The following is a 5769-nucleotide window of genomic DNA, read 5'->3' as shown; positions in this document are numbered from 1 at the left end:
AGGCAGTACGGGAGATGATATGGTAGACGGTCGGTGTTTCCGACATGAGAAGCCGAGGAATGCGGGGCATGGCAACCTCCGGATCTGGAGTGGATGAGTAATTCCACGTAGCAAGGATTCCGCATGAGTACCAGCATTGTTTGCCTGTCCTAACTCTGTTCATGTCCGTATCCTCCACCCCCCCGTCCCTCCCAATGACCATAAAACTGGACATCAACAAAAAAAGCATTATAATAGTTTTTATGTCATGATAAAAGCATTATAATACTTTTTTTACCACTCTTTACCTGAAAACATCAAGGCGAAAGCATGCGCAAACAGGTCCGTCGAACCTACTCCCGGTATACCCAGGAAGCCGGAGAGCTATTTGGCAACCTCATTCGTCTCGGACGAAAGAAACGCAAAATGACCCAGGCCGAACTGGCCGAGCGGGCCGGAATCTCCCTCGGCACCATGCGAAAGATAGAGCAGGGAGACCTGAAATGTGAAGTCGGGCTCGTTTTTGAGGTGGCGATTCTTGTGGGAGTGAGGTTGTTCGAGGACGACAAGCTTTCTCTGAACCTGCTTGCTGAGCGGGTTGAGGACAAACTTGCCCTGCTCCCCAAACGAATCAACAAGCAGACAACGGAAGTTCACGATGACTTCTGAAAGCCGAAAAAATCAGGAGGCCTTTGTCTGGATATGGCTGCCGGGTGAAACCGAACCGGTGGTTGCCGGACGAATTTTCATGCACGGCGGCTTGCTCCTTTTCAACTATGGCCGAAGCTATCTCGAACGACCGAATGCTATTCCCATTTACGAACCCGAACTCCCTCTCGAAACGGGAGAACTGCGTCCGATAAACGGACTCCATATGCCCGGCAGCCTTCGAGACGGGGCCCCCGACGCATGGGGGCGACGAGTCATCTTGAACAAAATCGCTGGTCGTCGGCAGAATGCGCAAAAGAAAGGGGAACTGAACGAAATCACATACCTGCTGGAATCGGGATCAGACAGAATCGGGGCTCTTGATTTTCAACACTCTCCCACCGAATACGTTCCCAGACTCGCAAGCACTGTCCCCCTCTTTGAGTTGCAGGATTCAGCCCGCCGCGTGGAGCAGGGAGTCCCCCTTTCACCCGAATTAGACCAGGCGATATTTCACGGCACCTCCATCGGAGGAGCTCGCCCCAAGGCATTGATCGAGTCCGACGGAAAAAAATATGTGGCCAAATTCTCCAGTTCCACCGACGTCTACAGCGTCATCAAGGCCGAATTTCTCACCATGCGACTGGCCTCGTTGGTCGGCATCGACACCGCACAGGTTTCCCTGGTGAACACCCTGGGTAAAGAGGTGCTGCTCGTGGAACGGTTTGATCGCGTGAAATCTGATCATGGCTGGATGCGCAAGGGGATGGTGTCGGCGCTGACGCTTTTCGGCCTGGACGAGATGATGGCCAGATACGCGGGATACGAAGACCTTGCAGAGTTGATCCGACACCGCTTTGACAATGCAGCCGACACGCTGCGCGAACTCTTCAAGCGACTCGTGTTCAACATTCTATGCGGCAACACTGATGATCATGCCAGAAACCACGCCGCATTCTGGGATGGAAAACACCTCTCCCTGACTCCCGCCTACGACATCTGTCCTCAGGGAAGAACGGGAAACGAGGCTTCCCAGGCCATGCTCATTTCGGGGACAAACCGCATGAGCAGGCTGGAGGTATGTCTTGAGGCCAGCCGTCACTTCCTGCTGACGGAGCGGGAAGCTGTCTCCATCATCGAACACCAACTCGAGATAGTGGCCGATTCCTGGAATACGGCCTGTGACCAGGCCATGCTGGGCGAAGTCGAAAGACACTTCTTTTGGAACCGCCAGTTCTGTAACCCTTATATATTCTACGGCCTTCCGGGAAAACTGACCTATCTTGCCGAAATTGCCGGCCGGTAGCGAAAGGGATAATACCATTTTTCTTAATATGGAAGCAGACACCTTGCTTATCTATAGAATAGACCGTGAACATGGATCACGCACGCTCAAATTTGCGAGCCACGGCGGGCAACCGACTGCTTAAATTGACTATTTCAGGACACTCGGCATAGTTTTGAGCGATGGTGACCATAGCCTGTTGGGTTCCCTTGTCTTCCAGAGCCGCCTTCTGTCCCGCATCCGGAGGAAAACCAAACATCGGCGTTATCCCTGCCAGAGTGCAGCATTCCATCCCCAGCCCTTTTCAGCCTTGTGTGGTACCCATCCGTAATGCCAAAAAAGGTAGTGATTCAAACAGATAGTGCAATCGAATCCGGTTGGATCATACACAATGCGTGCAATCCGCAGGATTGTTCAGCCACTGCCGGATCAATTTCCCCTCCTCGAGGCCCAGAAAATCACCTTGAGTCATCTTGATCTCGCCCGACTCGACGCCTGTCTGCAGGCCCACTATACTGACTGGTTCGGAAAGATCTGCTCTATAGCGACTGCCCGGAAGGATTACCTTCACACCAGGAGGGATAACGACCGAGCCTTGAATGTTTGGGTTATAGCCGGGTAGAGACAAGGCATGCCTTGTCTCTACGGTTGCACATGCCGGTATCACTCTGATGAACAGACTGGCAGGTTATCCACCTCGTCCGACCGCGTGCATAAAGACAGAACAGCCCCAAGGGTGATGTGTCGATGTGTTTATGATGACTGGTGATTCAAAAATACGCTATTGCCGGATGAGCCATTTTTTTTGTTGGTGTTTTCACGGCAGCACAAAGGCCTGAACCATCAGCCAAGAAGGTGATACAAACGATTCCATCTACCATTTATAAATGGGCGGAAGAATCCGGGGAGAGCGAGGTCAAGAAAGGAGAGGATAGATGGCCGGATGTTCGGAGCGCAAGCGGGACCTGAGTCATGAAGATTTGTTTGACTGCAGCCTTGAATTTTCGAAAATTTGGGAATAATCGTGATGACGATTTTAAAATTCACGGTAACTGGTTATAGATTTTGAAAAAACAAGAAACTGTCTCGCCAAAGACCAAGCCGGATGAGTACTTCTCTCACCAAGTCTCAAAAGGGGCACAATTTGACAACGATCCGCGGATACCATCCGCGGGCCGTTACGCACTTACCGATCCAGTCAATTTTCACCCGATTACAACAAGGTTAACTCTATGACCAGCACCCAACAATTTGACGAACTGAAACGACGCATCTGGCAGATTGCCAATGACGTGCGCGGCACTGTGGACGGATGGGACTTCAAGCAATATGTGCTTGGCGCACTTTTCTACCGCTTCATCAGTGAGAATTTTGCCCGCTACATCAAAGGCGGCGACGAGAGCATCCACTACTCCGAGCTTGGGGATGATGTCATCACCGACGAAATCAAGGACGATGCCATTAAGACCAAAGGCTACTTCATCTACCCCAGCCAGCTTTTTGAAAACGTTGTTGCCGGGGCGAATGACAACGAAGATCTCAATACGGATCTGAAGGCGATCTTTACGGCTATTGAGAGTTCGGCCATGGGGTACGCCTCTGAGGAAGACATCAACGGGCTGTTTGCGGACTTCGACACCACCAGCAACCGCTTGGGAAAGACGGTCAAAGACAAGAACAGCCGTCTCGCCGCTGTGCTGAAAGGCGTGAATGAACTCGATTTCGGACACTTTGAGCACAACGAGATCGACCTCTTCGGGGATGCCTACGAATACCTGATCGGCAACTATGCGGCCAATGCGGGCAAGTCGGGTGGTGAGTTCTTCACGCCCCAGCATGTTTCCAGACTCATTGCCCGGCTCGCCATTCAGGGGCAGACGAGCGTGAACAAGGTTTACGACCCCGCCGCAGGTTCCGGTTCCCTTCTCCTGCAGGTGAAGAAGAACATGGCTGACCACCTCATCGAAGACGGTTTCTTTGGTCAGGAGATCAATCACACGACCTACAACCTCGCTCGGATGAACATGTTCCTGCACAATGTGAATTACGATAAATTCAACATCCAGCTGGGCAACACCCTGACCGAACCCCATTTCCGCGAGGACAAGCCCTTTGATGCCATCGTCTCCAATCCTCCCTACTCGGTGAAATGGATAGGCAGCGGTGACCCCACCCTCATCAATGACGAGCGCTTTGCTCCTGCCAGTGTGCTGGCACCCAAGTCCAAGGCAGACTTCGGTTTTGTCATGCACTGCCTCGATTACCTCTCCAGCAAGGGGCGCGCGGCCATTGTCTGCTTTCCGGGAATTTTCTACCGGGGTGGAGCCGAGAAAAAAATCCGCCAGTACCTGGTGGAGAACAATTTTGTGGAGACGGTCATTTCTCTGGCTCCGAATCTCTTCTATGGCACCACCATTGCCGTAAATATCCTTGTGCTCTCCAAACACAAGACGGATACCAAAGTACAGTTCATCGATGTCTCTGGTGAGGATTTCTTCAAGAAAAACACCAACAACAATCTGTTAACCGATGCCCACATCGCAGCAATCATGGGGCTTTTCGAGCGCAAGGAGGATGTGGCCCATGTCGCCCAGTCCGTGCGCATGGAAAAAATCGCTGAAAATGACTTCAATCTCTCCGTCAGCTCCTACGTGGAGGCCAAAGACACCCGCGAGGTGATCAATATCACCGAGCTGAATCAGCAGATTGAAACCACTGTGAGGAAAATAGATGGGCTCCGCCGGGACATCGACGCCATCGTCGCGGAGATTGAGGGGGGCGGAGTATGAGCAACAAAAAGAAAAAAGAGCTGTCCATCCGTTCCTCAGCTGCCGAATACCTCACCTTCATCACGGCAAGCGGCCAGGGCGGTGTGGAAGCCGTCTATGCCGATGAGGATGTCTGGCTATCCCAGAAAATGATGGGTGAACTGTATCAGGTAGAAACTCACACCATCAATTATCACCTCAAAAAAATCTTTTCCGACAGTGAACTCGAAGAGGATGCAGTTATTCGAAAATTTCGAATAACTGCCCAAGATGGAAAAAATTACACCACAAACCACTACAACCTCTCCGCCATCATTGCCGTGGGATACAAAGTCAACTCGGAACGAGCGGTGCAGTTCCGTAAATGGGCGACAGGTATTATCAAGGAATTCACCGTCAAGGGCTTTGCCATGGATGATGAGCGGCTCAAAAATGATGGCACCGTTCTTAGCAAAAAATACTTCGAGGAACAGCTCCAGCGCATCCGCGAGATCCGGCTCAGCGAGCGCAAGTTCTACCAGAAGATCACCGACATCTACGCCACCGCCCTCGACTACGATGTTACCGCCAAAGCGACCAAACGCTTTTTTGCCACGGTACAAAACAAACTTCACTGGGCGATCCATGGCCAGACCGCAGCGGAGGTCATCCTCACCCGCGCCGATGCCGTGAAAACCCATATGGGACTCACCACCTGGAAAGATGCCCCCAGTGGCAAGATCCAGAAGTTCGATGTCAGCATCGCCAAGAACTACCTTGCCGACAAGGAACTCGCCCAACTCTCACGTCTGGTCAATGCCTATCTCGATATCGCCGAGGACATGGCACTGCGCAACATTCCCATGACCATGGCAGACTGGGAAGAACGCCTCAACCGCTTCATCGCCGCCACTGATCGTGAAATTTTACAAGACGCGGGAAAAGTCACCGCCGAAATCGCCAAAACTCACGCCGAAAGCGAGTTTGAGAAATACCGCATCGTGCAGGATCGGCTCTATCAGTCTGACTTTGATAAGCAGGTGCTGGCGTTGGAAAACGCCGCCAGGCAGAAAGGTGGTGAGAGATGAGTGGGGTTGGGAAGATGGAACC

The 5769-nt window shown here is 52.0% G+C and carries 6 protein-coding genes; 5 read left to right on the top strand and 1 reads right to left on the bottom strand.

What is annotated here, in order from left to right; genetic code table 11:
* Window positions 1–309: 309 nt before the first annotated feature.
* Together ACY692_RS13860 and ACY692_RS13855 are read left to right on the top strand one after the other, a co-directional pair.
* The gene (locus ACY692_RS13860) at window positions 310–648 is read left to right on the top strand and encodes a helix-turn-helix transcriptional regulator (RefSeq protein WP_462325970.1); all 339 of its coding nucleotides are present in this window, start codon (window positions 310–312) and stop codon (window positions 646–648) included.
* Window positions 638–1933, top strand: a complete 1296-nt coding sequence (locus ACY692_RS13855; RefSeq protein WP_462325969.1) for a type II toxin-antitoxin system HipA family toxin — start codon at window positions 638–640, stop codon at window positions 1931–1933. Before ACY692_RS13860 ends, ACY692_RS13855 begins: the two co-directional genes overlap by 11 nt.
* A gap of 76 nt (window positions 1934–2009) precedes the next feature.
* On the opposite strand, the gene ACY692_RS13850 is transcribed toward ACY692_RS13855, so the two are convergent.
* On the bottom strand, window positions 2010–2171 hold the full coding sequence (locus ACY692_RS13850) for a hypothetical protein (RefSeq protein ID WP_462325968.1): 162 nt from the start codon (window positions 2169–2171) through the stop codon (window positions 2010–2012).
* A gap of 132 nt (window positions 2172–2303) precedes the next feature.
* Between ACY692_RS13850 and ACY692_RS13845 the strand changes: the two genes are divergently transcribed.
* The 3 genes from ACY692_RS13845 to ACY692_RS13835 all read left to right on the top strand — a co-directional run bounded on the left by ACY692_RS13845 (window position 2304) and on the right by ACY692_RS13835 (window position 5747).
* Complete coding sequence (locus tag ACY692_RS13845) at window positions 2304–2534, top strand: hypothetical protein (RefSeq protein ID WP_462325967.1); 231 nt, start codon at window positions 2304–2306, stop codon at window positions 2532–2534.
* A 610-nt stretch (window positions 2535–3144) separates the two neighbouring features.
* Complete coding sequence (locus ACY692_RS13840) at window positions 3145–4701, top strand: type I restriction-modification system subunit M (RefSeq protein ID WP_462325966.1); 1557 nt, start codon at window positions 3145–3147, stop codon at window positions 4699–4701.
* A complete protein-coding gene (locus ACY692_RS13835; protein WP_462325965.1) occupies window positions 4698–5747 on the top strand; it encodes a virulence RhuM family protein in 1050 nt (349 codons plus the stop codon). The genes ACY692_RS13840 and ACY692_RS13835 overlap by 4 nt, the downstream gene beginning before the upstream one ends.
* The last annotated feature ends 22 nt before the right edge of the window (window positions 5748–5769 follow it).

This window comes from Desulfoplanes sp. (assembly GCF_054921335.1).
This window is presented reverse-complemented; position numbering and strand designations above follow the sequence as displayed.

Excerpts from the sequence above, each read along its gene's own strand:
- ACY692_RS13855 (WP_462325969.1), top strand. The coding sequence starts at position 638 with ATGACTTCTGAAAGCCGAAAAAATCAGGAGGCCTTTGTCTGGATATGG.
- ACY692_RS13845 (WP_462325967.1), top strand. The coding sequence starts at position 2,304 with ATGCGTGCAATCCGCAGGATTGTTCAGCCACTGCCGGATCAATTTCCC.
- ACY692_RS13860 (WP_462325970.1), top strand. The coding sequence starts at position 310 with ATGCGCAAACAGGTCCGTCGAACCTACTCCCGGTATACCCAGGAAGCC.
- ACY692_RS13840 (WP_462325966.1), top strand. The coding sequence starts at position 3,145 with ATGACCAGCACCCAACAATTTGACGAACTGAAACGACGCATCTGGCAG.
- ACY692_RS13835 (WP_462325965.1), top strand. The coding sequence starts at position 4,698 with ATGAGCAACAAAAAGAAAAAAGAGCTGTCCATCCGTTCCTCAGCTGCC.
- ACY692_RS13850 (WP_462325968.1), bottom strand. The coding sequence starts at position 2,171 with ATGTTTGGTTTTCCTCCGGATGCGGGACAGAAGGCGGCTCTGGAAGAC.